Source organism: Acinetobacter sp. TYF_19 (assembly GCF_043105125.1).
Lineage (GTDB): Bacteria > Pseudomonadota > Gammaproteobacteria > Pseudomonadales > Moraxellaceae > Acinetobacter > Acinetobacter johnsonii.
This window is the reverse complement of the sequence record NZ_JBICLH010000041.1, coordinates 87,839-110,882: the sequence shown is the minus strand read 5'-3', so window position 1 is coordinate 110,882 and position 23,044 is coordinate 87,839. Positions and strand designations below refer to the sequence as shown.

Genomic DNA, 23,044 nt, shown 5'->3' with positions numbered 1-23,044 from the left:
AGCCAAAAGCTGCCCGATAAAATATTAAAAATATAAATTCAGTGATTTAGATGGGGGTGAATTTGTTGTTTTCAAGTTCATCCCTAGCGTGCTCAAGTTTAAAACCCAAATTTGAAATCTGAACAATTTGGATTTTATGTGACCATTTAAAGTCGTAAACTACAAAGACGCAGGGTGGATTATATCATGCCATAAAAATTGGTTAGAAATAAAGACTAAAAATCAAATTAATTGCTCTAAATGCAAATAAAACTTGACAAGGTTCTGTAACCCATATAAATAGCGGCTAAGACCCTTCACATTTTTTCACTATGAGGTAGTTTTAGTGTCTTCTACAGATTTTGAACTAGATGATAACTACGCTGATGATGATGTTAATTTTGATGAGTCATCAAGTAAAATTAGTGCGAAAGAATCATTAGAAAAACGTCGCCTGATTGATGACCTTCTTGCACAGCGCCGTTTGGAACGTGAGCTTAAAGATTTTGATTACGACATCGACGATGACGACGATTTTGACGACGAAGAAGACTAAAATCAGATGTAGCATCGTGTCTGAAAATGCTATGCTAATGCCCTAATCAGTTTCTGAATTTGGATTTGAAATGAGTGCTTTAGATTTAGACTTATTGAGTGAATATCTAGATGGTGACCAAAATGAGTATGGTCTAGATTTTGCAGCGACTCATGGTTTCTTGTGTGCAATTGCAGTTGGTCCTACTTTTGCAAAATGGTTGGATGAACTTTTTGATAATAATCAAAAGAAAGTGCCTGCCGAGATCATCGCGCAAGTGAAAGCTTGGCTTGAGTCTATTCGTCAAAACCTTGCCAATGAAGAAGGGATTGAATTTCCTTTTGAAATTGAAGAGGCAGATGTTGAGTCAAGTTTAGGGGATTGGAGCGTTGGTTTTGTCGATGCAATGTTCCTCAATGAAGATGCATGGTTTACGCCTGAGTTTGAAGAGCAACTGGTCGATCTTACTTTACCAATTATGGTATTTAGTGGGATTGATGAAGAAGATCCGCAAATGGAAACTTTCCGTCGTAACGGTCAGTTAATGGATGAGCTTGCAGAAGAAATTCCAGAGAACTTAAACGAACTTTATCTCATGTATCATACGCCAGCATAATTGTTCTTGCGTTGTGGCATCAGCGATGCAGGCATTAGCAAGCAAATAAAAAAACGTCCATAGAGGACGTTTTTTTATGCCCAAATTTTAGTGTTTAAACGCAGGTACCACTCATGCTTAATTTGTGAGAAATAAGCAAAGTCCTAAAGTTGCGAGTATGGTACCGATGACACGGTTAATACTCACTTGTTTGCGTAAAATTTTATTTCGGATCACTGGGGTTGAACAGAATAGTGAAATGAGCAAAAACCATAGCAGATGACTAACCGAGATAAACATGCCATAACCGATTAAATGCGTTAGACCATGATTGCCTCGCAGTAACTGTGCAAAGATGCTCATCACAAATAGTGTAGTTTTGGGATTCAAACTGTTGCCCAGAAAACCTTGTATAAATGCTTGCCGTGGGCGCAGCAAGGTATGAGTGGCATGGTCACTAATTTGCTGTTGGGTAAATGTTTTGTACCCGATATACATCAGGTACAGTGCGCCAATATATTGAATGATATGCAATAGTTTTGGAATGTAGTGCTTTAAGAAGCTGAGCCCCAGTACACTATAGCTAATGTGGATCCATACAGCACAAGCAATACCATATGCGGTATAGATTCCTTGTTTACGCCCATATAGATATCTATTTCGGCTGACCAAAGCGAAGTCAGCATCGGGACTGATGACTGCAAGTAGGGTGATAACTGCAATTGCTATAATTTCATTCACTCATTGATCCTTTTTCGGATTGAATTAAAGGATTTATATATTTTTCATATATTTGCTATAGCGAAAATGGATTTTAATTATTGCTATTGATGAGTTTTTGGAATGATTGAGCGCTTATCGCTGAATTCTCTTAAGTTTTTTTATTATGTCGCCCATTATGACAGTGTCACCATCGCTGCTGAAAAACTTTTTTGACTCAAGGGGCGGTCAGTAAGGAGTTAAAAAATTTGGAAGAGGCACTGGGGCGTTGTTTATATATTCGTGACGGCAAAAAGTTACAGCTGACGGGTGATGGCCTAAAACTGTTTGATTGTTGTGAGCAGGTGTTTCCTTAGATTGACCAGTGCCTCGTGCAGATAACAAGAGAAAAGAAGAATGAGAAGAAGAGCTTAATCTTATCCTGTGAACCGACCATGCCATGAAATGGCTGATTCCGCGCTTGGTTCAATTTAAGCTGCGTTATCTTGAGATTGATATCAGTTTGTTAACAGGTGGTGAAGAAGCGGATTTTAAAGTACAAAACATCGACTTGGCCCTAAGGCGCAATGATTTTGACTGGAGCAAGGCCATTTATATCGAAAAAATGGCGGATGAGTATATGGTTTGTGTGTCGCGTCATAATCATTTAGCCCCGATGTCTCAGCTGTATATTTCCAGTTCGAGACCTAAAATTTGGACACAATTTAAGGATGCATATAAAACGCAGTTTAAGCACTTTCAAAAAGTAGCATTGGAACATTTTTATTTGTGTATAGAGGCATCTTTAGCAGGGTTGGGGGCAACAGTGGTGTCAGCCTATATGGTTGAAAAAGAGCTCGATTTTCAAATGTTAGATATGCTTACCCCGATTGTGCAAGACGGCTCCGGTTATTATCTACTTTCCGCATCTCCTTTTGAGGATGATCAGCATAAAGTCATTTTTAAAGGTTGGTTGATTGAAGAAATGAGAGCCAGCCAAACAAAGTTAATGGCACTTTCCGCTCAAAAGCACTAATGACGTGCGGCATTTGATTGTTATCTATCAAGCATAAAAAAAACACCTCAAACGAGGTGCTTTTTTTATGGCAACTTTTTAAAACAATAGTCTGCGTACCAACCATAGGCAATATGAAAAATAGCACCATGAATCGCGACCATACACAGCATAACGACAGCGGTGAGTTCAATGCCGGCATTATCGACGGATTTCATAATCGCTTCAGCATTGGGATTCATCAGTACTAAAAACAGCACAAAGAAACTACCGACGATAATTGCGACTGCACTTGAACCCCAAACCAGTTGAATTTTTTCATGATTATTTGGAACACGCTGTTCCTTCTTCACAAAGTGTCCGACACTAATCAGTGCACAAGCCACTAAGGTCGGAATTAAGACTAAACCGCTAAGGTTTAAACCAAAGACCAGTACGGTGATTAACAGCACCAAAGCAATGCTATATACCGCCGCAAAATGCAGTAAATAGTGTTTCATGTATTTCCCCAAAATAAATAAATTAGCCGCGTGTTTTACCTAAATTTCTGCGATATAAAAACCAAAGGATAATCACAGCGACAATGGCAATAATGACATAACCGACTTTGCTAAAAATTTGATGCATCAGTGCTTGGTTTTCACCAAAGTAATAGCCGACTGTTGCTAAAAATGTTGTCCAGATAATTGTACCGAGTCCACTATAAAACATGAACTTCCAAAAGGGCATACGGCTCATCCCCGCAGGGATGCTAATCAGTGAACGCACTGCAGGAATCATACGACCAAAAAATACAATACGGTGACCATACTGCTCAAACCAATCTAAGGATTTTTTCACATCGGCGGATTTGATAAATAGATATTTACCATAGCGGTCGACCCATCTGAAAATATGCTCTTGTTTAAATTGATAGCCGATCCAATACAGCACTGCTGCGGCAAAGAGTGAACCAATACATCCTGCAATAATGACCCCAACTAAAACCAACTCGCCTTGTGAGGCGGCATAACCTGCAGAAGGCATGATAATTTCAGAAGGAATAGGCGGAAAAACATTATCAAGAAACATCAGTAAGGCTATTCCCCAATAACCCAGTTGTTCCATGACAGAGATGATCCATGCAGTGAGGTTCATATAGACCATAAAAATAAATGCGATAAGTTATCTTAAGGACTTATCGCATGTGGGTAAAGAATTGAAATGTATTGTTTTCTATTCATCGAAACGGGTATGGGTCAGGGTGTGAATATAGACTTTACGTAAGCTATAGGCCAACGCAATCGGGATTAAACTAAGCAGCGTATAATTTAAGAGATTTGAACTTAAATGGTAACCAATGCCGAGGGCAATACTTGAACCAATCAACATGCCCAAAACTACGATAAATAAATGCGTGCGTTGTTCAAGCTTGGCTTTGATTTGGTTGAAGCTGGTATTGTGATATTGTTCGATACGGCTTGCTGCGGCATTGCGAATCAGTGTGCGATGGCGTGGCATGATTATTTTATGCATGGCAATCATCCTATTTTCGTCGTTTAGGCATGTCATTTTTATTGTTATGTGGAGACCTTCAGGGCACCGCTTTAGCTTATTATTTATACAGTATGACTCAGATTGAGTTCAATGTTGTGACAAAATTGTTAAATATTTTTAAAAAATGCGAACTGCATAAAAGAATAAGCCCTCAAATGAGGGCTTATTCTTGACTTAAATCATCTGAATGATTTTAAAGGCGTTTACGTTTAGCCGCAGCAATTTGTGACTGGCGCATACGGAAGCCTTCTTTTTGTTTTTCTGTGGTGTTGTCGATACAGTATTTGCATGACACACCATGTTCATAGCTAGGTTCTTCTGCTTCAGCAGGAAGAAGTGGCCAACCACAAGCATGACACTTAATGTTAAGGCCTTCTTCAACACCATGAGTGACAGCAGTACGACCATCAAAAACGAAACATTCGCCTTCCCACATGCTTTGTTCAGCAGGGGTTTCTTCTAAGTATTTTAAGATGCCGCCTTTTAAGTGATAAACCTCGTTGAAACCTTCTTGAAGAAGAAGGGAGGTCGATTTTTCACAGCGGATACCACCTGTACAGAACATCGCAATTTTTTTATCTTTGTGCTGTTCAAGGTTTTGTTTAACGTATTCTGGAAATTCTCGGAAACTTTCTGTTTTCGGGTCAATAGCACCCTTAAATGTTCCAGCTTTGTATTCATAGTCATTACGTGTATCAATCAAAATGACGTCATCACGAGCAATCAGGTCATTCCATTCTTTCGGATCAAGGTAGTGACCGACTAAATCACGTGGTTTTACTTCAACGCCTAAAGTCACGATTTCTTTTTTAAGTTTAATCTTCATTTTACGAAATGGTTTGTCTGCACTATCAGACTCTTTGTATTCCATTTCGTTAAAACCTTCATTCAGAAGGAATTGATGAATTATATCGATCGCGTCACGGTCGCCTGCAACTGTACCATTAATGCCTTCGCCCGCTACAATCAGAGTACCACATAGGTTGATGGTTTTTACCAAGTCTAAAAGACGTTGTTGAAGATCAGCAGGATCTTGAACTTCTTTGAATTGATAAAGTGCGGCAACAACCCAACCAGTCGTCGCTTGCTGTTCTACAGGTGCAAGCTGTTCTACAGTAGCGTTCATGGAGTACTCCAATGTATTTTGATAGATAATTTTAAGGCGCACATTTTACATGGAATTGAATCAAGATGCGAGATAAGTAAACATTTTAAATGGCTTCTCAAGTGGTAGGTGAGCGTGTATATTCAGTTGCCAAAGACAAAATCCGTTTTGTTTTGGTGCGTTTATTAACAGGAGTATGTTTTGAGTACAGATCGTCGAATTGCCTCTTTGACCCCATGTGCAGGGCGTTGTTCAACGGTATTTGGTGATTCTGTGTGTCGTGGTTGTCGTCGTTTTAATCATGAAGTGATTCAGTGGAATACCTACACTTCGGAGCAGCATCGTTCAGTTTGGCAACGCTTAGATGCGCAACTCGATCAAATTTTAGTGCCAATGTTGCCTTTTGCTGATGTGCAGCAGGTCGAAGCTTTTGTTTTATCTAAACGCGTTCGTTTGCGTCCCGATGCATCAAAAGGGCGAAAGCTTTATCATGCGTTAAAAGTATGTGAAAAAAATAAGAACTTTACCGAAGAAAGTGGTTTAGGCATTCAAGCGCAGCAAGTGAAATCGATTTGGCAAGAGTTTGAGCGCCGTGTTCTTGCACTTGCTACAGCCAGTTATGATTTGGCTTTTTTGCGTGCTGACGCAATTCGGCAACATCTCATCCATATGGAAGAGGACGAATAAGTCCTCTTGGTTTGATATAGAAAAAGAATACTCCGCATACCTAAGTTATTTGCGAGAGTGACTGGGGGAAAGGGTTTTTCCGATGGTGAATGTATTTGAGCTGGTGTTGTACTGTACGGCTGTGGTGGTTATGATTGCAACACCTGGCCCAGTGATGTTGTTGGTTGCCAGTGCAGGTCTAAAAGGTGGGTATAAACAAGCCTTAAAAACCATTTTTGGGACGAATTTAGCCTCTTTGGTTCTTATTATATTGTCTGTACTCATCTTAAAAGGCTTTTTAAACATTGCAGAGCATTGGTTAAATGCGATCAAGATTTTAGGCTGTGTATATATTGCCTATCTTGGTTTTCAAATTTTAAAAGAAGCCATTGCACAAGAAACAGAAACATCGCCTGTGCAACTAAAGCCGGTGCAGGGGGGCTTTAAGCAAGGTTTCTTAGTGGGTATTTCGAATCCGAAGGATATTATTTTCTTTGCCTCATTTTTTCCACAGTTCATTGGGGTAACCAGTGATGTCGATATCAGCCTTGTACTATTGACCATTCTCTGGATTATTCTAGACTTCAGCACGTTGTCTTTGGTTTATTTGGGTTTTAATAAACTTTCGCAGTCCGCTTTGTATAATAAGTTGTTAGGCGTTTGTGGTGCGATATTGGTCAGCATTGCGCTCTATGGTATTTATACTGTGTTTGTTTGATGCTGATGGTATTGCATAAAAAAAGCCTCCAACATAGAGGCTTTTTGATGGGGAGCCTAAAAATTAGACTCCGTGTTTAATGCGATATTGCACCAATTCTTCAATGGTGATCACAGTCAATTGATGCGTTTGCGCATATGCCAACACTTGAATACCAGAGGCCATAGTTCCATCGGCATTGGTCAGTTCACACAAGACACCTGCTGGTTTTAAGCCTGCTAAACGTGCTAAATCGATGGTCCCTTCGGTATGACCGCGACGGGTGAGCACACCGCCCTGGCGTGCACGAAGCGGGAATACATGACCAGGGCGGTTTAAGTCGCTGGCAACAGCCCCATCTTTAATTGCTGCTTTGACTGTGGTGGTGCGATCTTGCGCAGACACACCTGTGGTTACGCCAGTTGAAGCTTCAATGGTCACAGTGAATGCTGTTTTAAACTGACTTGAGTTATCTGACACCATAGGCACAAGGTCTAAGTGATCGGCCAATTCATCGGTCAGACATAAACAGACAATGCCAGAACCATCACGAATCATGCGTGCCATCGTTTCGACGGTGAGAGTTTCGGCAGCCACAATGAGGTCGGCTTCGTTTTCACGGTCAAAGTCATCCATCACCAAAACAGGTTTGCCTTGGCGGATATCTTCTAAAGCTTGCTGGATACGTTGCTCAGCTGGAGAAAGGGCTGAAAAGAAAATTTCGGGTTGAATCAAACTAGACATTGAAACGCTCGCGTAAAATTGAAGTACGGTTGAACATTTCAGGACTTTGAAAAATTGGCGTAGCAATAAATCCTCACAGGTTTGTACCTGAGATTCTATTGGTCACGTCGTCTTCTTTCATCCGGACTATACCGTCGGCTTTGGAATTGAACCAAATCTGCGAGCCAAATAGATGATTTCTGCTTGGCTGGCTCGTGGGCTGATTCAGTCTGAGTCATTCAACTGAACTTACCACCGGTGGGGAATTACACCCCGCCCTGAAGCGATGTAACTCTATTATAGTGCTAAATATTTAGAAAAACAGGGGAAGTTTTAGAATGATCAGTTTTATACATAGAACAATTTTTGCTATAGCTTTGCTAAAGACCAACACTCTCTGCGCATGATTTCATTTAGTATAAGTTTAATGTTCAAAAATGAATACTTTAGAAGAATCATAAAACATGAATAAGAAGTTTTTCTATAGGTTGAATGGTTTGAAATGATCAAGATAAAAATAAGAGAGGGCGGAGTGATTAAAATTCGTGAGTCTGAATATCCTTGGAATGGTGAATCCTTCATAAAGCATCTTCAAGTTTTTGGTTTTACACTCATTGCGGTCAGTATGTTGTATTTGGTTGCCGCCAATTGGTTTATGTTGCCACACAATATTCAGCTGGCTATTCCCCAGTTGTTATTATTCCTCAGTGCGGTTTGCAGTTTGTGGCTGACAAAACATGATTTTCTAGTGCAGTGTTTACATAGTATCTGTGGTTTGATGATTGGTTTAAGTCTGGCTGTGATTGGTCAAATTTATCAAACGGGTGCTGACAGCTATTTATTATTTCTACTTTGGTCTGTGCTGCTTTTACCGTGGTTATATCGTCCGAATATCGGTGTATTTTTCCTTTTATGTATTATCAGCCAATTGGCGCTGTTTCTGTTTTTTATACAAACCTTTTGGGGAGATCAATATCCAGATCTCTTTTTAATCAGTATTCATGTATTTGCACTGATTCAATTCTATTTCTGCAATAAATATTATTCGAAACTTCGTTATTTATTCTTACTATGGTTTGCCATTCTCTCTGTTTGGCATATGGCGATGTATCTCTATGCGGATAAAAGCATTCTTTATTTCACAGTGTCTTTTCTCTTGTTGGGCATTTCACTGGCTTACTATTATCAAAATAAAGATCAGCTATGTAGCGCACTTTCAGCCGTTGGCTTAGGCATTAGCTTTACCTTGATCATTGTGAAGGCGGTGACGGAGTGGTTTGGTCAGAATGAAATTTTTGAATTATTTTTTATCGCACTGATTATTTTTGCGTGGTTTGCTTTCATCACTTACATGTTGATTAAATTTATTCCACATAGTCGGTTCAATGCTATTCCCCTTGCTGTGGGAGCTTGGATTGCGGGCATCGTCTTTGCTACGTTGATGCTGACCTTTTGGGGGAATTTCTCTTTGATTATGGGTGTTGTCTTTGTGGCTTTGGCGGCTTATCTGTTAAAAGCCAAACAAAGTTTGTTTTTAAGACAATTTGCTTACTGTCTCTGGGTTGCAGGACAAATTGCGGTGATTTTTTACACCGTTGATTTGGTGAATCAAATTATACCTATTCTATTTTTACAATTAGTGATGCTTGCACTCGCCTATTTTATGCGTACACATTGGTTCTTTGTTTTTGTTCAAATTTTGGGTTTATATGCAGCAGGTGTGGCGTGTATTTGGGATATTAATGCACATCTCAGTTGGCGTAATATTGTTGAAAATTTTGTTTATCTAGCACTTTGGAATTATGTTTTTTATCTGGGAATTTTGGCTATAAAATTCATACAGCCAACTGAATATCAACGCAGTTTATTACTTTCTGCACTTGGGATTATTCTATTTTCCATGGGCTTTTATACTTTATTTGGAAAATATGAATTAGCGAAAATTGAGCACATTCCTATATTGGCTTTTGGCTTACCGATTTTATGGTTTGTACTTTTTGTCTTTTTACATATTCAAAAGCAGTTTCATTTATTTGCGCATTTTATTTTGACTGCTTTTGCAGTAGGGCTGTTTTTTTATGGTTATTTCGATATTTTTATTTGTTTGGCCATCATTTCATGGGCATTAAAAACACAAGATAAAGTGATCTATGGATTTGCGCTGGCAACTTTCGCTGTAATTTTAGGTTTTTTATATTATTCCCTTGATGTGACCTTTCTGATTAAAAGTTTAAGCATGTTCTTGTCAGGTCTGATGTTGCTCTTGCTGACATTGAGCTTGATGCTATTTAAGCAAAAAGAGGAGTTCGGTATATGAAGAAAATGATTCCTCTTGCTTTGGCATTACTCTGCATCGCGGTATTTTTAGGCTTAATTTTTAAAAATGAATGGCACTTAAACCATAGTCAAACCATGTATGTCCGTTTGCAACCTGTAGACCCGCGTTCGATTATTCAGGGGGATTATATGGCGCTGAATTATCAACTTTATTTTGCGCCTCAGCATTTGAGTCCAGAAAGTACTAACCAAGCCAACATCAATCAAGAAGACCAGATTTTTTCAGGTCATTATTTTGATGAAGTGATTAAGAACAAATCTTCGGTGCTCACTTATGTTGAACTCGATTCACAGAGGCGCGTGATACATAGCTATTTTGAGTTGCCGAAAAATGTTCGTACAGCTCGACTGATTTTACAAAACCCGAATAATCGTTATAACGGCCTTTATCCTGCATCGAGAAGTTTTTTGTTTGCAGAAGGTTTAGCGGATTGTTATCAGCAGGCAGAATATGCTGAGTTTAAAGTCGATGAGCAGGGCAATGCGATACTCACGGCATTGAAAGGTGATCAGCTACAAGATTTAGGCTGTGAGAGCAAACGAGATTGGTTGAGCGGGTTTCGTGCTACTCAGAATTGATCCAATTGCATTATTCTGCTCATAAAAAAATCCGCACGCAGCGGATTTTTTTAATCTATTGGGCTTAAGCCACTTGTACTGGAATACAGTTTGCCATGTGACTTACAGTATTGTCTGGATTTGCATAAACTAAACGTGGTTTATGTGCATTTGCTTCAGCTTCTGTAAAATCACCAAAGGTAGCAATAATCATTAAATCGCCTACATCGGCCTGATGTGCTGCACCACCATTGACTGAAATGATGCCAGAACCTTCTTCACCACGAATTGCATAGGTACTGAAACGCTTACCATTAGTCACGTTCCACATATGAATTTCTTCATATTCGCGGATACCGGCTAAATCCAATAAAAGACCATCGATTGCACATGAACCTTCATAATGGAGTTCAGCTTGAGTAACAACACAACGGTGGATTTTTGCTTTTAATAAACGAGATAGCATGGCTAGCGTCTCCTGAGTGGACCTAAGATCGTTATCTTATGGTTGAATCAATCTGAACTTGCTGGATAAGCAATCAGGCAAGCGCATTTTGCCTTTAAAATGACAGTATGGCAAGCAGCATGGTTCAACATTTTTTTGACTTATCAGTTTGGTTTGTAAGCATTGATTTGATTCATGGCAGGCTGAATCTCACCATTCACCAGCATTTTAGTGCGAGCCAGTGCGTGATGGATTGCGTCATCCATTAAATTTTGTTCATTGCTTGGTGCTTTGCTTAAGACATGTCCTGAAACACGTTCTTTTGAACCGGGGTGACCAATACCAATGCGTAAGCGATGGAAGTTTGGACCGATATGAGGAACTATGTCACGTAAACCATTATGACCGCCATGACCACCACCTGTTTTTAGGCGAATGACACCAGGGTTCATATCCAGTTCATCGTGAGCAATCAGTATTGCTTCTGGAGCAATATTGTAGAATTTTGCGAAGGGAACAACACTTTTACCAACAAGGTTCATAAAGGTTGTGGGTAATAACAGACGGACGTCTTGACCTTCGATATTACCACGCCCACTCATTCCATTGAATTTTGGGTCTTTTTTTAGCGTAATGCCATATTGTTCTGCAAGGCGTTCAACAAACCAAAAGCCTGCATTATGGCGGGTTTGGGCATACTCAGAACCTGGGTTGCCCAAACCAACAATCAGTGAAATATTTGACACTAATTACACCAATAACACTTATGCGCGAACGAAGTCAGCGTGCATAGGTGTGTTTTTAGCTGGGTGACGTTGTAACGCTTTGATTTTAACGCTTTCAACTTTGTCGCCAACTTTGATTTCAACAACTTCTTCGAAGAAAGCATTGCTTTCTAAAGCTTTAACAAGCTCACGAAGTTCTAAAGTAACAGCTACAGGTTCAGCAGCACCACCGTAGATGATTGCTGGAACTTGAGCAGCATGACGAAGGCGGCGGCTCGCACCTTTCCCTTGGTTAGCTGCTTCACGCGCTTGAGCGTTTAATACGAAGTTTGCCATGATAGACATCCTTAATTTAAGTTTTAAATAAACTAGATCTGCGACCGACCTAGTGAGACAAAGCCCTGCACAGAGCAGGGCTTTTAAAATTCAGCGCTATATTATAGATAAGAATCAAACATTGCGCTAATAGATTCTTCGTTGTTAATACGACGAATTGTTTCAGCAACCATACTCGCAACTGAAACTTGGCGAATCTTACCAAGAGCTTGAGCTTCTTCAGAAAGAGGAATGGTGTCTGTAACAACCAATTCATCAATCACAGAATTTTTCAAGTTTTCGATAGCCTTACCTGATAAAACAGGGTGAGTTGCATAAGCAACCACTTTGCGCGCACCAAATGTTTTCAATGCATCAGCAGCTTTACATAACGTACCAGCAGTATCCACCATGTCATCTACGATGACGCAGTCACGGCCTTTAACATCACCAATCAAGTGCATGACTTGTGATTCGTTTGCCTTTTGACGACGTTTGTCGATGATAGCAAGGTCAATATCGCCCATTTGTTTAGCAACAGCACGGGCACGAACGACACCGCCAACGTCAGGAGAAACCACCATGAGGTTATCATGTGATTGTTGACGAAGGTCAGCTAAAAGCGCTGGTGTACCGTAGATGTTGTCTACAGGGATATCGAAGAAACCTTGGATTTGGTCAGCGTGAAGGTCGATCATTACCACACGGTCAATTCCTACAGTTGTCAGCATATCTGCGACAACTTTTGCAGTAATTGGAACACGTGATGAACGAGGACGACGGTCTTGACGCGCATAACCGAAATAAGGAATCACTGCGGTAATACGACCAGCACTTGCACGACGCAAAGCATCAGCCATAACGAGGATTTCCATCAGGTTATCATTCGTTGGGGCACAAGTAGGTTGTACGATAAATACGTCTTTACCACGAACATTTTCAGTAATTTCGACAGCAATTTCACCGTCAGAAAATTGACCAATAGATGCAGCACCTAAAGGGATGTGCAAGTGGCTTACGACTTTTTGGGCGAATTGTGGATGTGCAGATCCACTAAAAACGACAAGATTGGGCATGAAGCACCCTTGGCGGTTGGCAATTTAGGAATTAGATGGCAGGGGTAGCTGGATTCGAACCAACGGATGCCGATATCAAAAACCGGTGCCTTACCACTTGGCGATACCCCTAATGCGGCAGAACTTTAATATTTTTGCGTCATTCTGTCAAGGTAAATTAACAGTAGAGCAGCAAAGTGTTGTTCTGTCTTTTTTGGAAAATGGCAGGGGTAGCTGGATTCGAACCAACGGATGCCGATATCAAAAACCGGTGCCTTACCACTTGGCGATACCCCTAAATTTGATTACTGTAAAATGGCAGGGGTAGCTGGATTCGAACCAACGGATGCCGATATCAAAAACCGGTGCCTTACCACTTGGCGATACCCCTAGTACAGTCATCTACAGGTGAAATAAAATGGCAGGGGTAGCTGGATTCGAACCAACGGATGCCGATATCAAAAACCGGTGCCTTACCACTTGGCGATACCCCTATCAGGTAACGTGGAAATGTCTTATTGGTGATTCATTCAAGCTGTTGACCAAGTAAGCTTTACATGGTGCATTTGCAAGAACATCATCAATGTTCATATCACTTGTTACTTCAGCAAAAACACAAGCACCTGTACCTGTAAGTTTTGCAACACCGAACTGGTCGAGATATTGCATCGCTTCATCTACTTCTGGATATAAACTTCTTGCCAAAGGCTCAAAATTATTTCCAAAATCAGATGGCTTTAACTGATAGGCGCAAAATTTAGAGCTCTTCGTGTTTCTTGTCAATGTTTTTTGTGAAAAAAGCAATTGAGTGCTGATAAAACAATCAGGTTTTAGCACAATGTATTGTTTTTGATCTAAGTCTATGAATGTTAAGTGCTCACCTATACCTTCAGCCCATGCATTGCGACCATGGACAAAGATGGGAACGTCTGCGCCTAACTGAACACCCAAGTCTGCTAATTGCTCAGTATTTAGCCCGCATTGCCACAGTTGATTGACTACGATTAATGTCGTCGCGGCATCCGATGAACCGCCACCTAAGCCTGCACCCATCGGAATATTTTTTTCAAGACGAATGGATAAACCGGTGGCTGTTTGTGCATACGGCTTAAGTATCTGTGTCGCTTTATAAATCAAATTTTGACTCAAATCGACACTGTTTAAGCCTTCAATATGAATCTCTTGATCCGTACGAGGCTCAAATTCCAACCAATCACACAGATCGATCAACTGGAAAATACTTTGCAGTTCATGGTAGCCGTTTTCACGACGACCCGTAATGTGTAAAAACAAATTCAGTTTTGATGGGGCAGGGACACGGATCATAAAGAAACAAACTAGCGGTTTTGAATGACCATTGTAATACGGTTTTCTGCACCATTTTCAAGTGCTTGTTTTAAAATCAACCGATTTGGCATATGGGCTTGCTCGTTATAGCTCAGCTCAACGCTCCAACCATCTTCAATGATCTGTACTGCTCGTTTGGCACTGTCACGTTGGATTTGTGCTTGAACTGTTGCGGGTTTGGCTTGAACCCAATTGACTAAATGGGTGATGGGTGCTTGCCACCCTGTTGCTGTTTTTAAAAGTTCTTCAGGAGTTTCAGCTTGGATGAGGCCAGTTTTAGCACTATTCAGGCTAACTTCACCTGGACGACCACTAATTTGCGTTTTACCAACGCCTAAAATTCCACTGAGTTCAATATCAAATTCTTGTTGCTGTTGTACCCATGTAAAAAAAGCACTGCCTGTTTGTTCAGGCGTACGTACCCCAATTTTACCCTGTAAGCTAAAGTGTTGATCAGATTCGGTTTGTATGGTGTTTGGGTCAAGCTGTGGTTTGGTAAATTGTTGACAGCCTGTAAGTGCCAAGCTACTTGCAGCAAGTAAGCTTAAGCTCAGATTTGAGAAAATACGCATAAAACTATGAGCTCTTTTTCAGTTGTTGGGGTAACAATAAAGTATTAAGTTGATCCAATTGAGGATCATTTGGGTGTTTTTGTTTGAGTTGTTGTAACACAGTGGAGAATTTTTGCAGATCACCGAGCATATAAACTGAACGCGCATAACGCACGCCAATATTGACACTACCACTGATGAGGTAGGCTTTTTCTAAGACTTTGGCTGACGTGCTAAAGTCATTTTGTAAGTAACAAATAAAGCCTAAGGTATCTAAGATGGAGGCCTGTTCAGGGGCATATTCTAAAGCATGTTCAACAAATCTACGTGCATCATCTAAGCGTCTGTTTTGCAAGGCTAAAGTGTATGCATAAGCATTGAGATAGGTTGGGCTATTGGGCTCGATACTTAACAGTTGATTCAGCAACTTTTCAAGTTTGTCCTTATCCGTATGTGGATCCAACATTAGCACTTCAGAATAGATCAGTTCAGGATCATCTGGTAAGTTTTTAATCGCCTCATCTAACAGTCGCATGGCTGCGGCTTTGTTATTCATGCGCTTTAAAATATCGGCTTGTGCCTGATACAAAAAACTTGCATGTTGTGGGTAGTTCACGCGTTCTTGGGTTAGGAAGCGTAAAGCATCATTGGGTTTGTTTTGCAGGGTATAGATACTGATGAGGCTACGACGTGATACGGTATACAGACTACCATCGACTAGACGGTAGTAGGCCTTGGCTGTTTCAAAATGCTGTTTTCGTTCAGCATTCACTGCTAGATAGTAATAGGCTTCATTTTGATATTCAGCCGAATTACGTAGTTCAACCAGATATTTTTCAGCTTTTTCGTACTTCTTTAAATCAATACTGGTTAACCCCGCAATAAACAAGGCTTCTTCTTGGTTAGGCCATTTTTTAATCAGGCTCTCAAGCTTGGTTAAGGCCTCATTCGACGCATTAATTTTAATCAGATATTTGGCTTCTGCTAAACGGATATCGACATTGTCGCGGTGTTTACGACTCGATTTCGCATACCAATTACGGGTTTCTTCCTCTTGACCGAGTGCGCTGAGTAAGTTGGCTTTCATCAGGATGTAGCCTGTGACTTTTCCGCGCTTTTTTAGGGCTTTATTAATGGTGGTCAGGGCTTGTTCAAGCTGGCCATTTTGAGCCTCTAAACCTGCAATCAGAGCTAAAATAGAGGGATTGTTCCGCTCCTTACTCGAACGTAACGCTTGAATGAGAATTTCTTGATCTTCAGGTTCTTCAGGGGCAATTCCGGCAAGGATTTGCTCTAAATCGGCATTTGCATCAATATTGAGAATTTTATCGAGCGTTTCAGCCGCAAGTTCATATTCATGTGCTTTGAGTGCAATGTGCGACAAATAAAATAAGGCTGGAACATCGGTGGGCTCTTGCACCACCCAATGCGTTGCAATGTCGAGTGCGGCATGCAAATCATTTTGCTCAAGGGCAATATTTAAAGCGCGCTGTTTAATGGTGGTGGAATTACTTTTAATCGCCAGCACAGTATAGTTGTGCAGGGCCGTCGCGCTGTCTTGGTAAGCCAGTGCAAATTCGGCAATCATACTTTGTTGAATTGCATCATAATTAGATAGCGAAAAATCTCCAGCTGCTCTAAGATGAGCACTAGATGCCATGCTACCGACGAGTAAGAATGTGGTAGAATATTGCTTAATTCTCGCGCCGCTCAGTCGGCAATGTGTTTGACGCAATTTTTCTTGATCCAAGTAATGCTTTTTATGACACCGTTATTGCACAATAGCATAAATTTAGCGAAATGATGATCTGATATGTCTTTCTTTGCATTGGGTGTCAACCATCAAACCGCCTCCGTAGAATTGCGTGAGCAAATTGCCTTTAACCCTGAAAAGTTAACGCAACTGCTTGAGCAACAAGGCCAAAACCAAGACTTAAATGAAATGGTGGTGGTGTCTACGTGTAACAGAACAGAAGTGTATGCCATGTCTGAAAACTCAGATATGGTATTGAACTGGCTCGCCCAAGCAAATGGCATAGATGTTAAACAATTGTTGAATCATGTATACCGTTATGAAAATGCGCAGGCTGTCACTCACTTGATGCGTGTTGCAAGCGGTTTAGATTCACTCATGCTCGGTGAACCGCAAATTTTGGGACAGGTTAAATCTGCACTATCTTTGGCGAAGACGGCTCATACTGTTTCTCCTCATTTAAACCGAATTTTTGAATATGCCTTCTATGCGGCGAAACGCGTACGCTCTGAAACGGCTGTGGGTAGTCATGCCGTATCGATGGGCTACGCGGTGGCTCAGTTGGCATTACAAGTGTTTAGTAAGCCTGAAAAGTTGACGGTCATGGTGGTCGCTGCGGGCGAAATGAATAGCTTAGTGGCGAAGCATTTGGCTGAAATGGGAGTCGCAAAAATCCTCATTTGTAACCGTACCCGTGAACGGGCTGAAACTTTGGCTCAAGAAATAGCCCATCGTGTAGATGTTGAAATCATTGAGTTTGATCAGTTGGCCAATAACTTAGCACGTGCAGATGTCATTTCCAGTTGTACGGGAAGTTTACATCAAGTGATTCATTATCCAGATGTCAAAGCGGCCTTAAAAAAGCGTCGTTATCAACAAATGTTGATGGTGGATTTGGCTGTTCCGCGTGATATAGACCCGAAAGTGGAAAGCTTAGATGGCGTCTATTTATATGGCGTGGATGACTTGCAGTCGGTGATTGATGAAAACCTTGCTCAGCGTCGTCAGGCGGCGGTTGAAGCAGAGGTGATGGTTAACCAACTAGCAACGGAGTTAGTGACCCAGCAGAAGGTCAATCTCGCAGGTGAAACCATCCATGCTTACCGTCAGCAAGGTGAACAGTTAAGACAAGAAGAATTAGAACTGGCATTGGCACGAATTGAGAAAGGGGAAAAGGCAGAACGGGTGATGCAAGAGTTTGCGCATCGTTTGACGCAGAAGTTGCTACATCCGACCTCGATTATGCTGCGTGAAGCAGCCAAATCTGAAGATCCGAGTCATTTTGAACAAATGCAAACGTGTTTAAATGAGACTTTTGCTAAACGTCGTAAAACTAAAAAGTAAATCTAAATATAAAAATGTAATAGGTTTAAGTAATCAGTCTTAAGCCTATTTTTTTGGTCAATTCATTCAGTTTTTGACGTAGATTGCGCGATTCGAGCAGGCTTAAAGGCGCTTTTAGTTTTTGGCGCAAATATTTTTCTTCAAGCGAGAGAGCATATTCACTGGCCAGTTTGTCGGCCATTTCAGGTGTTTTGGTCAGAACTTCAATATTGGTGCGCTGCATAATATCGGCAATCGCGTTGGCATAACGGCTACATGCACCCAAAACATAATAGGTTGCCAGTTCTTGGTCATCAGGTAAATCATCAAAGATACCATCTAAGACTTGTAGCACATGCGCTAAAAGTTCATCTTCAGGTAAATAGGCGCGTAGAGTTTCAAAGTGAATATACAAAAACGGATGATGGATCAGAACGGCGAGCGCGAAGTCTTCGTCTTTGGTGCGAATATTAAAAGACAAAGAGGCATCGTTGCTGACTTGAGGTGTCCAGCGACGACCAAAACCGAGTTTTTCTTTGAAGGATTGATTTAGCAAATAACGGAAAGAGCCTGTTTTTGGCAATAAGTCCGTAAGTTGACGTAACTCACTCATGACCTGACTTTTACCTTCAGGGCTGCTGATGTCATGGTTCTGCGTCAGATGTGCAAATACAAAGTCTGACAACAGTGGGGCCTGTTGGAGCAGTTTATTAAAGTTTTCAATACCTTCGCGACGAATCAGTGAGTCAGGGTCATGATCATTTGGCAGCACAAAGAACTTCAGCTCACGACCATCATTGAGTAACGGTAACGCAATCTCTAAAGTACGGCGAGCCGCTTTTTGTCCAGCCACGTCACCATCAAAGGCAATGGTAATACGGTTGTTTTGTTTAAACAGAATATTTAAGTGTTCGGTGTTACTGGCCGTTCCTAGGGTCGCCACAGCACCTGCAATCCCATACTGCTGTAGTGCAATCACATCCATATAGCCTTCGACCATCAGCCAGTCTTGGGCTTTTTGTTTACGGCCTTCATATAAACCATAAAGCAATTGGTTTTTATGAAATACCTCAGAGTCTGGTGAGTTGATGTATTTGGGCTTAATTTCGTCATTTAGAGCACGACCACCGAAGCCCACGACACGACCTTTGGCATCACGAATCGGAAATATGACGCGATCCCGTAACAAGTCAAAGTCACGACCATTGTCACTGGTACGAATCAGTCCGAGTAGCTTTAAGCCTTCGATATCTTGCGGAAAGGCTTTTTCTAAGTGTTGCCAGTCCTCAGGTGCATAGCCTAAACGCCAATATGCAATGGTATCTCGGCTGAGTCCACGCTGTTTAAAGTACTGCTGAGCAGCACGACTATGCGGTAGTTGTTGCTCATAATATTGCGCAATATTTTCTAACAGGTCGTATAAGTTACCTTCCTGAACGGGGGCAGTGTTGAAGCCCTCGAAGGTATCAAAATCAGCATAACCTTCTTGGTAGTCCATGGACTGAAATTCAGCAAAAGGATCATGCTCAATCTGAAACTCAGGTTGTGCTAGAGTTGGCTCAGTTTTCTTGGCTTCTGCGACATCGACCTGTGGTTTTTGGACAGGTTTAGCTTCACGCTTATACACCAGTTTTTTCGAGTCGCGGTTGTCTTTTGGAAGTTCGATGCCTGTTTGACTCGACAAATCCTTCATCACATCAATAAAGCTACGACTGTCGATGTCCATTAAAAAACGAATGGCATTACCATTGGCCTGACAACCAAAACAGTGGAAATACTGTTTGTCACGATACACGTGAAAAGATGGTGATTTTTCTTGATGGAACGGACAACAGCCTGAATAGGTGCGACCTGACTTTTTAAGTTTCACACGTTGACCAATCAGGTCGACAATGTCGGTCCGATCTAAAATTTGGTCAATGGTGTGTTGAGGAATAGCCATGTCGAATCGTCAGTCGCTGATGTTTTGAACCGTGAAAAGAAGCAGAGATGGAGGTTTTAAAATGCAAAAACCATCGAATCTAGATTGTTTTGTATACCTTTTAGGCGTTTTGATCAAGCGGAAATCGCACAAAACAAAAGGGCAAGTATGATAACTTGCCCTTTCTAAAATAGCGAATATTTCAGAAGAATTATTCGGTTTCAGTAGTGATGTTTTGCTGTGTTTCAGGACGATCCAGTAAACCGAAGCTGACACGATTGGTAAAGCTGCGCTCTGTTGTTTGTTTCGGCTGTTCGATTTTTTCTTCAGAACTGTTTTGTTCTTCACGACCAAACACACCTAAAGTCGCACGGTTGACCCAACTTGCTTCTTTACGTGCAGCACGTAAGTTCACTTCACCATTCGATTTCACTAAATTTGGATAATTTAGTTTCAATACATCGGTATATTGTTGCGCAGTTTGCTTGTCGCCCAATTGGTCATACGAATAAGCAACAGTTGCTAAAGCTTCAGGCACTTGAGGGCTTTGTGGATAATGTTCAATCACCCATTGCGCACGCTCTAGTGCTGCGACCCATGCTTTACGTTTGATATTAAAACGTGCCGCATTCATTTCGCTTTCAGCCAACTCATTGCTGATAAACTTCATGCGCTGTGCGGCATCAACCGCATAAGTGCTTGAAGGGTAACGACGAATAAAGTCTACGAAGTTTTGATACGCCACTTTAAGATAGCTGACATCGCGATGTGCTTGCTTGAGCGAAGTATAACGAATCAAACCATCATAGTTTTGTTCCATATTGGCTACGCCACGGACATAGTAGGCATAGTCCACGTTTGGATGCTGAGGGTTCAAACGAATGAAACGATCAGCCAGTGCAATCGCACCTTCATAATCTTTCTGCTGAAACTTCACATAGAGCAGCTCTAGTTGAGCTTGTTGCGCATATTCACCTGTAGGGTAATAGGTATCTAATGCTTCTAAGTGTTTTGCAGCGTCGGTATATTGACCACTTTGCAGTGCTTTTTCTGCTTTTTGAATATAAACCTGTTCACTCGATTGTGGACCGGTATCTACCACTTCTTTCTTGGGATTGCTGCTACAGCCTACCATTGCAGATGCAATGCCAATCGTTAGAGCAAGCATTGTCATTTTATAATGTGGTAGCGACATAAAAATTCCTCTGTTAATACGGGCAATGAGCTACAATTGCGCTATTAAATCACTTTTATTTGAATGATCAAATGGCTCAAGCACAATCTTCCGATCCAAATTTCCCTGAAACCGATTTCAATTTACTTGAAGATTCTGAGGATGCAGATAACCATACTTCAAGCTCTACTGCAACACGTTTATCGTTGCAATTTCAATTGGATGAAACTTATCTCGGACAACGTATAGACCAAGTTGCAGCAACGATTTGGAGCGACTTTTCGCGTGAAAAACTCAAACAGTGGCTAAAAGAAGGCCATTTGTTGGTAAATGGTAACAGTGTCAAACCGAAATATAAATGTGAAGGATTTGAACTGTTAACCCTTGAAGTTGAGTTAGAAGCCCAAACTCGTAGTCTGCCTGAAGACATTCCGCTGGATATTGTCTATGAAGATGATGACATTATTGTCGTTAATAAACCTGTTGGTATGGTCGTGCACCCAGGTGCGGGCAATTCATCGGGTACGTTGGTAAATGCATTATTGCATCACTATCCAAAATCGGCAGAACTGACCCGCGCGGGTTTGGTGCATCGTATTGATAAAGATACTTCTGGTTTATTGGTCGTTGCGAAAAATTTAGAAGCGCAATTTTCACTCAGTAAGCAATTGGCGAAAAAAACGGTTTATCGTGTTTATGACCTAATTGTGTATGGCAATGTGATTGCTGGTGGCACGGTGGATGAACCGATTAAACGTCACCCTGTCGATCGCGTCAAAATGGCGGTATTGCCGGGCGGTAAAGATGCTGTAACACACTACAACGTGAAAGAACGCTTCCAACATTTCACCCGCATCCAAGCTCGTCTTGAAACTGGACGTACGCATCAGATTCGTGTGCATTTTAGTTATATTGGTTTTGGTTTAGTTGGTGATCCTGTGTATATGCCACGTGTACGCGTGCCAGCAGGTGCAACAGAACTTTTAGATGAGACTTTACGTGGTTTCAGACGCCAAGCTTTACATGCTGCAGAGCTCGGTTTGAAACACCCACGTACAGGTGAAGAAATGTTGTTTAAAGCGCCGTGGCCAGCAGACTTGGCGACCTTGGTTGATGTACTTCGTACGGAAAACAAAGCCTATTAAGTTATAGATGAATCATCATAAGGACAGTATATGCAATTTGTTCAAGGACTTCCGGCAGGTGTTTTTGTGGGGCAAACCCGTGTACATCATGATCGTGCTTTAGAAACCACTCAAACTGAATTACAAGGCTTTAATTTGGCTTTGCATGTACAGGATGATGCTGCACGTGTGCAACAGCATCGCATGATCTTGCTCGAAGAGTTTGCAGGCTATGGGGTCGATAAAATCACGTGGATGACGCAAACCCATAGCACCATTTGCCATGTAGTGAATGAGCAAATTGACTTTGATGCTCAAGAAGGAGATGGTTTGGTAACACAGCGCCCGAAGCATGCCCTGATGATGATGACAGCCGATTGTTTGCCAGTGGTTTTAGGCAATGCAGATGGAACTGAAGTGGCCAATTTGCATGCAGGTTGGCGTGGGTTGGCGCATGGCATTATTGAAAATACCATTGCCAGCATGAACACTCAGCCGACATGGGCTTGGTTGGGTGCAGCTATTAGTCAACCTTGTTTTGAAATTGGGGCGGAAGTAAAAGAAGCCTTTTGTTCAAAGTATGCTGAGCTTGAGTCCGCTTTTCAAACGGGTAAGGAAGCTGGAAAGTATTATGCTGACTTATATGCGATCGCAAAATTTATTCTAAAACAGCATGGTGTTGAAGTGGTTTCTGGCGGTGATCAGTGTTCCTTTAGCCAGTCGAATGAGTACTTTTCTTATCGACGTCATGCCAAAACTGGGCGTATGGCGACCTTTGTGTTTATGCAATAGTTTGGCTTTTGATGAAGTGCTTGGCTGTTTTAATCCTTGTACTTACTCCCCACTCAGCGAGTGGAAGTGTTAAA

The 23,044-nt window shown here is 41.4% G+C and carries 24 protein-coding genes, 4 tRNA genes, 1 pseudogene and 1 riboswitch; of the genes and pseudogenes, 10 read left to right on the top strand and 19 right to left on the bottom strand.

Translation table 11 applies throughout. The features are described from left to right. Positions 1-325 precede the first annotated feature (325 nt). Positions 326-535, top strand: a complete 210-nt coding sequence (locus ACF8FD_RS04780; RefSeq protein WP_004982817.1) for a PA3496 family putative envelope integrity protein — start codon at positions 326-328, stop codon at positions 533-535. A gap of 70 nt (positions 536-605) precedes the next feature. Continuing rightward, on the top strand, positions 606-1,130 hold the full coding sequence (locus ACF8FD_RS04775) for a YecA family protein (RefSeq protein WP_004695482.1): 525 nt from the start codon (positions 606-608) through the stop codon (positions 1,128-1,130). Positions 1,131-1,247: 117 nt separating this feature from the next. Here the strand turns inward: ACF8FD_RS04775 and ACF8FD_RS04770 are convergent, their stop codons facing one another. Next, a complete protein-coding gene (locus ACF8FD_RS04770; RefSeq protein WP_178928227.1) occupies positions 1,248-1,850 on the bottom strand; it encodes a LysE family translocator in 603 nt (200 codons plus the stop codon). 102 nt (positions 1,851-1,952) lie between these two features. Between ACF8FD_RS04770 and ACF8FD_RS04765 the strand changes: the two are divergent. Next, positions 1,953-2,844 (top strand): annotated as a pseudogene (locus tag ACF8FD_RS04765) (LysR family transcriptional regulator). A 65-nt stretch (positions 2,845-2,909) separates the two neighbouring features. On the opposite strand, the gene ACF8FD_RS04760 reads toward ACF8FD_RS04765, so the two are convergent. The 4 genes from ACF8FD_RS04760 to ACF8FD_RS04745 form a co-directional block, all read right to left on the bottom strand. Beyond that, entirely contained in the window at positions 2,910-3,323 is a 414-nt protein-coding gene (locus ACF8FD_RS04760) for an ABZJ_00895 family protein (RefSeq protein WP_058870107.1), read from the bottom strand. A 22-nt stretch (positions 3,324-3,345) separates the two neighbouring features. Beyond that, entirely contained in the window at positions 3,346-3,960 is a 615-nt protein-coding gene (locus ACF8FD_RS04755) for a DedA family protein (RefSeq protein ID WP_058870192.1), read from the bottom strand. 78 nt (positions 3,961-4,038) lie between these two features. Further along, positions 4,039-4,338, bottom strand: a complete 300-nt coding sequence (locus ACF8FD_RS04750) for a hypothetical protein (protein WP_058870106.1) — start codon at positions 4,336-4,338, stop codon at positions 4,039-4,041. 214 nt (positions 4,339-4,552) lie between these two features. Continuing rightward, positions 4,553-5,485, bottom strand: coding sequence for a rhodanese-related sulfurtransferase (locus ACF8FD_RS04745; protein ID WP_058870105.1), 933 nt, complete (start codon positions 5,483-5,485; stop codon positions 4,553-4,555). A gap of 180 nt (positions 5,486-5,665) precedes the next feature. Here ACF8FD_RS04745 and ACF8FD_RS04740 point away from each other — a divergent pair, with 180 nt between their 5' ends. Both ACF8FD_RS04740 and ACF8FD_RS04735 read left to right on the top strand, forming a co-directional pair. Beyond that, positions 5,666-6,151, top strand: coding sequence for a DUF1289 domain-containing protein (locus ACF8FD_RS04740; RefSeq protein ID WP_005400387.1), 486 nt, complete (start codon positions 5,666-5,668; stop codon positions 6,149-6,151). 82 nt (positions 6,152-6,233) lie between these two features. Next, complete coding sequence (locus ACF8FD_RS04735; RefSeq protein WP_392453257.1) at positions 6,234-6,848, top strand: LysE family translocator; 615 nt, start codon at positions 6,234-6,236, stop codon at positions 6,846-6,848. 63 nt (positions 6,849-6,911) lie between these two features. On the opposite strand, the gene ribB is transcribed toward ACF8FD_RS04735, so the two are convergent. Continuing rightward, positions 6,912-7,571: a 3,4-dihydroxy-2-butanone-4-phosphate synthase gene (gene ribB / locus ACF8FD_RS04730; RefSeq protein WP_234304620.1), complete on the bottom strand. Its 660-nt coding sequence runs from the start codon at positions 7,569-7,571 to the stop codon at positions 6,912-6,914. A 105-nt stretch (positions 7,572-7,676) separates the two neighbouring features. Then, positions 7,677-7,839: riboswitch (FMN riboswitch) on the bottom strand. Positions 7,840-8,082: 243 nt separating this feature from the next. On the opposite strand from ribB, the gene ACF8FD_RS04725 reads away from it, so the two are divergent. Continuing rightward, complete coding sequence (locus ACF8FD_RS04725) at positions 8,083-9,867, top strand: DUF2157 domain-containing protein (RefSeq protein WP_234304621.1); 1,785 nt, start codon at positions 8,083-8,085, stop codon at positions 9,865-9,867. Beyond that, a complete protein-coding gene (locus ACF8FD_RS04720; protein WP_234304622.1) occupies positions 9,864-10,466 on the top strand; it encodes a GDYXXLXY domain-containing protein in 603 nt (200 codons plus the stop codon). Before ACF8FD_RS04725 ends, ACF8FD_RS04720 begins: the two co-directional genes overlap by 4 nt. A 64-nt stretch (positions 10,467-10,530) precedes the next feature. On the opposite strand, the gene panD is transcribed toward ACF8FD_RS04720, so the two are convergent. The 11 genes from panD to ACF8FD_RS04665 all read right to left on the bottom strand — a co-directional run bounded on the left by panD (position 10,531) and on the right by ACF8FD_RS04665 (position 16,618). Next, positions 10,531-10,911 (bottom strand): aspartate 1-decarboxylase, encoded by a 381-nt coding sequence (gene panD, locus ACF8FD_RS04715; RefSeq protein WP_004695506.1) that lies wholly within the window; start codon positions 10,909-10,911, stop codon positions 10,531-10,533. 143 nt (positions 10,912-11,054) lie between these two features. After that, complete coding sequence (gene pth, locus ACF8FD_RS04710) at positions 11,055-11,636, bottom strand: aminoacyl-tRNA hydrolase (protein ID WP_004695508.1); 582 nt, start codon at positions 11,634-11,636, stop codon at positions 11,055-11,057. An 18-nt stretch (positions 11,637-11,654) separates the two neighbouring features. Continuing rightward, complete coding sequence (gene rplY, locus ACF8FD_RS04705) at positions 11,655-11,951, bottom strand: 50S ribosomal protein L25 (protein WP_058870099.1); 297 nt, start codon at positions 11,949-11,951, stop codon at positions 11,655-11,657. 101 nt (positions 11,952-12,052) lie between these two features. Beyond that, on the bottom strand, positions 12,053-13,006 hold the full coding sequence (locus ACF8FD_RS04700; protein WP_004695513.1) for a ribose-phosphate pyrophosphokinase: 954 nt from the start codon (positions 13,004-13,006) through the stop codon (positions 12,053-12,055). A gap of 36 nt (positions 13,007-13,042) precedes the next feature. After that, positions 13,043-13,117 (bottom strand) — tRNA-Gln (locus tag ACF8FD_RS04695). Between the two features lie 90 nt (positions 13,118-13,207). Next, positions 13,208-13,282 (bottom strand) — tRNA-Gln (locus tag ACF8FD_RS04690). 19 nt (positions 13,283-13,301) lie between these two features. Continuing rightward, positions 13,302-13,376: transfer RNA gene (locus tag ACF8FD_RS04685), tRNA-Gln, on the bottom strand. 28 nt (positions 13,377-13,404) lie between these two features. Beyond that, positions 13,405-13,479: transfer RNA gene (locus ACF8FD_RS04680), tRNA-Gln, on the bottom strand. A gap of 1 nt (position 13,480) precedes the next feature. Further along, positions 13,481-14,311, bottom strand: a complete 831-nt coding sequence (gene ispE, locus ACF8FD_RS04675) for a 4-(cytidine 5'-diphospho)-2-C-methyl-D-erythritol kinase (protein ID WP_242759457.1) — start codon at positions 14,309-14,311, stop codon at positions 13,481-13,483. Between the two features lie 11 nt (positions 14,312-14,322). After that, positions 14,323-14,904, bottom strand: coding sequence for a lipoprotein insertase outer membrane protein LolB (lolB, locus tag ACF8FD_RS04670; protein WP_178928225.1), 582 nt, complete (start codon positions 14,902-14,904; stop codon positions 14,323-14,325). Between the two features lie 4 nt (positions 14,905-14,908). Beyond that, positions 14,909-16,618, bottom strand: coding sequence for a hypothetical protein (locus ACF8FD_RS04665; protein WP_279678639.1), 1,710 nt, complete (start codon positions 16,616-16,618; stop codon positions 14,909-14,911). 78 nt (positions 16,619-16,696) lie between these two features. Between ACF8FD_RS04665 and hemA the strand changes: the two genes are divergently transcribed. Next, a complete protein-coding gene (hemA, locus tag ACF8FD_RS04660; RefSeq protein ID WP_178928223.1) occupies positions 16,697-17,980 on the top strand; it encodes a glutamyl-tRNA reductase in 1,284 nt (427 codons plus the stop codon). A gap of 25 nt (positions 17,981-18,005) precedes the next feature. On the opposite strand, the gene ACF8FD_RS04655 is transcribed toward hemA, so the two are convergent. Both ACF8FD_RS04655 and ACF8FD_RS04650 read right to left on the bottom strand, forming a co-directional pair. Further along, positions 18,006-19,901 (bottom strand): DNA primase, encoded by a 1,896-nt coding sequence (locus ACF8FD_RS04655; protein ID WP_279678638.1) that lies wholly within the window; start codon positions 19,899-19,901, stop codon positions 18,006-18,008. Positions 19,902-20,091: 190 nt separating this feature from the next. Further along, entirely contained in the window at positions 20,092-21,075 is a 984-nt protein-coding gene (locus tag ACF8FD_RS04650) for an outer membrane protein assembly factor BamD (RefSeq protein WP_168158167.1), read from the bottom strand. A gap of 71 nt (positions 21,076-21,146) precedes the next feature. Between ACF8FD_RS04650 and rluD the strand changes: the two genes are divergently transcribed. Together rluD and pgeF are read left to right on the top strand one after the other, a co-directional pair. Further along, positions 21,147-22,199, top strand: coding sequence for a 23S rRNA pseudouridine(1911/1915/1917) synthase RluD (rluD, locus tag ACF8FD_RS04645; protein WP_078425306.1), 1,053 nt, complete (start codon positions 21,147-21,149; stop codon positions 22,197-22,199). Positions 22,200-22,229: 30 nt separating this feature from the next. Beyond that, positions 22,230-22,970, top strand: a complete 741-nt coding sequence (pgeF, locus tag ACF8FD_RS04640; RefSeq protein WP_234304625.1) for a peptidoglycan editing factor PgeF — start codon at positions 22,230-22,232, stop codon at positions 22,968-22,970. Positions 22,971-23,044: the final 74 nt, after the last annotated feature.

Bases quoted from the DNA above. Each gene is read 5' to 3' on its own strand.
- ispE (WP_242759457.1), bottom strand. From the start codon at position 14,311: ATGATCCGTGTCCCTGCCCCATCAAAACTGAATTTGTTTTTACACATT.
- ACF8FD_RS04735 (WP_392453257.1), top strand. From the start codon at position 6,234: ATGGTGAATGTATTTGAGCTGGTGTTGTACTGTACGGCTGTGGTGGTT.
- ACF8FD_RS04755 (WP_058870192.1), bottom strand. From the start codon at position 3,960: ATGAACCTCACTGCATGGATCATCTCTGTCATGGAACAACTGGGTTAT.
- pgeF (WP_234304625.1), top strand. From the start codon at position 22,230: ATGCAATTTGTTCAAGGACTTCCGGCAGGTGTTTTTGTGGGGCAAACC.
- ACF8FD_RS04760 (WP_058870107.1), bottom strand. From the start codon at position 3,323: ATGAAACACTATTTACTGCATTTTGCGGCGGTATATAGCATTGCTTTG.
- ACF8FD_RS04720 (WP_234304622.1), top strand. From the start codon at position 9,864: ATGAAGAAAATGATTCCTCTTGCTTTGGCATTACTCTGCATCGCGGTA.
- ribB (WP_234304620.1), bottom strand. From the start codon at position 7,571: ATGTCTAGTTTGATTCAACCCGAAATTTTCTTTTCAGCCCTTTCTCCA.
- ACF8FD_RS04655 (WP_279678638.1), bottom strand. From the start codon at position 19,901: ATGGCTATTCCTCAACACACCATTGACCAAATTTTAGATCGGACCGAC.
- ACF8FD_RS04700 (WP_004695513.1), bottom strand. From the start codon at position 13,006: ATGCCCAATCTTGTCGTTTTTAGTGGATCTGCACATCCACAATTCGCC.
- rluD (WP_078425306.1), top strand. From the start codon at position 21,147: ATGGCTCAAGCACAATCTTCCGATCCAAATTTCCCTGAAACCGATTTC.
- ACF8FD_RS04775 (WP_004695482.1), top strand. From the start codon at position 606: ATGAGTGCTTTAGATTTAGACTTATTGAGTGAATATCTAGATGGTGAC.
- hemA (WP_178928223.1), top strand. From the start codon at position 16,697: ATGTCTTTCTTTGCATTGGGTGTCAACCATCAAACCGCCTCCGTAGAA.
- lolB (WP_178928225.1), bottom strand. From the start codon at position 14,904: ATGCGTATTTTCTCAAATCTGAGCTTAAGCTTACTTGCTGCAAGTAGC.
- panD (WP_004695506.1), bottom strand. From the start codon at position 10,911: ATGCTATCTCGTTTATTAAAAGCAAAAATCCACCGTTGTGTTGTTACT.
- rplY (WP_058870099.1), bottom strand. From the start codon at position 11,951: ATGGCAAACTTCGTATTAAACGCTCAAGCGCGTGAAGCAGCTAACCAA.
- ACF8FD_RS04650 (WP_168158167.1), bottom strand. From the start codon at position 21,075: ATGTCGCTACCACATTATAAAATGACAATGCTTGCTCTAACGATTGGC.
- ACF8FD_RS04750 (WP_058870106.1), bottom strand. From the start codon at position 4,338: ATGCATAAAATAATCATGCCACGCCATCGCACACTGATTCGCAATGCC.
- ACF8FD_RS04745 (WP_058870105.1), bottom strand. From the start codon at position 5,485: ATGAACGCTACTGTAGAACAGCTTGCACCTGTAGAACAGCAAGCGACG.